The organism is Kitasatospora sp. NPDC058032 (assembly GCF_042885845.1).
GTDB lineage: Bacteria > Actinomycetota > Actinomycetes > Streptomycetales > Streptomycetaceae > Kitasatospora.
The window spans coordinates 1-2,392 of record NZ_JBHVRK010000069.1; the positions used below are offsets into that span (position 1 = coordinate 1).

General features: G+C 68.9%; 2 protein-coding genes. One reads left to right on the forward strand and one right to left on the reverse strand.

What is annotated here, in order from left to right:
- A partial coding sequence (locus ACFVUH_RS37295) for a bifunctional DNA primase/polymerase (protein WP_387918086.1) occupies positions 1–890 on the reverse strand: 890 nt, incomplete at its 3' end.
- A gap of 729 nt (positions 891–1,619) precedes the next feature.
- On the opposite strand from ACFVUH_RS37295, the gene ACFVUH_RS37300 reads away from it, so the two are divergent.
- Positions 1,620–2,045, forward strand: a complete 426-nt coding sequence (locus tag ACFVUH_RS37300) for a hypothetical protein (protein ID WP_387918087.1) — start codon at positions 1,620–1,622, stop codon at positions 2,043–2,045.
- Positions 2,046–2,392: the final 347 nt, after the last annotated feature.

Consider the following 2,392-nt stretch of genomic DNA (forward strand, 5'->3'; position numbering starts at 1 on the left):
GCCGCGCAGGCGGTCACCTCGGCCAGCACCGAGCCGAGCACGCTGATGGCCCCCTGCCTGCCGCCGCCCGCCTCGACGACCGCCTGGAGCGCTCTGGGCGGCACGGGGCGGGGCCCGGGCGGCCGGTCCCGGGGCAGGTGGCCCGTACGCTCAAGCTCCTCGGCCAGCCAGGCCGGCAGCACCGCAGGCCTGGTGCACGAGCCCAAAACCCTGTAGGCCCCCGCCCGGGTCCGCGTCCCCGGCGCGATGATGTACCCGCCATGGGCGCGCACATCCACCTGCCAGGCCAGCGCACGCCCGCCACCCGACCCCGAAGAACTCTGCCACGGACGGGCGTCCGGTGCCCGGTACCAGACGTGGAGGCCGCCTGACGGGGTCCGCACCCGCAGGGTGCCCTCGTCGGCGGCCGGGTCGGGAGCGCCCCGCAGGGCCGCCAGAACAGCCAGCGTGTGGTAGCCGTTCGCGAGGCCCGTCAGGTCCACCTGCCCCGGGATGGGGATGCCCGGCAGCAGACGGTCGCGCTCGGGAAGCTCCTGCCCGTGGGCGTCGATGTCGATGACCACCAGCCCCGCTGGACCGCACGAGACCCCCACCCCTGACTCCGGGGCGCTCCCCCACCACCGCACGATTCTCTCGACGTCACGGGTGGCGGCCCGGAAACCGTGGCACCAACGCCCTTCTGCCGGGCATGGACAGCCCGAGTAGGCGTGACCGGGAGCCCGGCAGGCCTCGCAGTTGCCCGCCGGAGTCTTGCGGCCGGCCGCCAACGGATGAACCGGCCAACCCTGCTCCGCACACCACCGGGCAACGTCCACAGACCGCGGCCCAGCCGGGAGGACGGATCCCGGGCGTGCGGTGGAGAATCCCAGAACGCGCAGCTCAGGAGCCATACACCGTTCCCCCGTAGCGACTGAAGCGACCCAACGACCAACACAGATTAGCGAAAACATCCGGCCTGTGCGGAGCTTCCTCTTCCCGAATCTTGCACCGTATCGAGGCCGAAGAAGCCTCTACTCGCTCGTACGAATTCCACAGCGACCGAACCTCGTGAGTCGCTGTACCTCTGAATCGACATAGCGGCAGTTCGGAGGGGTTGCCGATGCCCGACAGCGACTGAAGCGACTCGACCCACCTGTATATGACGCACACCTGCACACGCGAAATGGCTTCATATACCCGAACTTTGAGTCGCTTGAGTCGCTACGGACGTCGGAAGGCCCGTTTGCCCTGGTAGCACGCACACGCGGGCGAGCGACCGAGCGACTCTCCGGTCGCTGCGGCGACCGAACCACCGCAGCGACGGTTCCTCCGCCGTCGCTGCGAAGATAACCGTTACTTCCGGAACTATTCGATCCACTTTTCGATCCGCTTGGTACGGGCCCACGCGGAAGGGTTCTGTCGGACGGCGACACGGCATGTCGCCACCGCCCCGCCCCCCGGACCGTGCAGCGTAAGACCGCGCCCCCCCGGGGGGGCGGGCACCGCGAGCCCCCCAGCAGGCCCACCGACCCCATTCCCCGGCAGCCCGTCTCCTGACGACCGGCGAAAGAAGCCTCCTCCCCCGCTGGGCGGGAAGGCGACCAAGTGGAACCCGGAAGAGACCTTTCGAGGAGAACGACATGTCCGAAGCCAACACGCCGAGCGCTGAACTGAAGTCTCTCGACCGCCTGGTCGGCACCTGGGCCGTCACCGGCGGAGCCGAAGGCACCGTCCGGTACGAGTGGATGCCCGGCGGATTCTTCCTGATCCAGCACGTGGACCTCACCCAGGACGGCGAACAGGTCTCCGGCATGGAGATGATCGGCCACCTCCGCCCGTTCGGCGAGCAGCCCGGCGACGACGTGGTGTCGCGGTACTACGACTCCCAGGGCAACACCTTCGACTACGTCTACGAGCTGGTCGACGACAAGCTCACCATCTGGGCGGGCGAGAATGGCAGCCCCGCCTACTTCGAAGGCAAGTTCAACGCCGACGGCATTCAGATGACCGGCGACTGGGTCTACCCCGGTGGGGGCGGCTACGCGTCCACCATGACCCGCATCTGAACCACAGCCCCGCGACAGAAAATCGGTTAGCGGTCGGCCTCCGGTACGCCGGAAGCCGACCGCTGGAATTGAACCACCGCAGAAGGCCCGCAGCGAGCTCCGGCGCCAACCGGAGCTCCGGGCCGCGTTGGAACTCCGGGCCGCGTTGGAACTCCGGGGCGTGTGGAACGGGGGTGTCACTGGCCGCCCAGCGAACGGCGGAGCCCCCGCTTCCAGGCGGCGACGGATACGGACAGACACCCCTCGAGTTGGAAAAACGCAGGTCAGCTCGTTCCAACGCTCTCTATGCCAGGCGGCGGTCACCGCTTGGCACCCGTCGAGCGAGGGCGAGGAAGCCGACCTCGACT

Excerpts from the sequence above, each read along its gene's own strand:
- ACFVUH_RS37300 (WP_387918087.1), top strand. The coding sequence starts at position 1,620 with ATGTCCGAAGCCAACACGCCGAGCGCTGAACTGAAGTCTCTCGACCGC.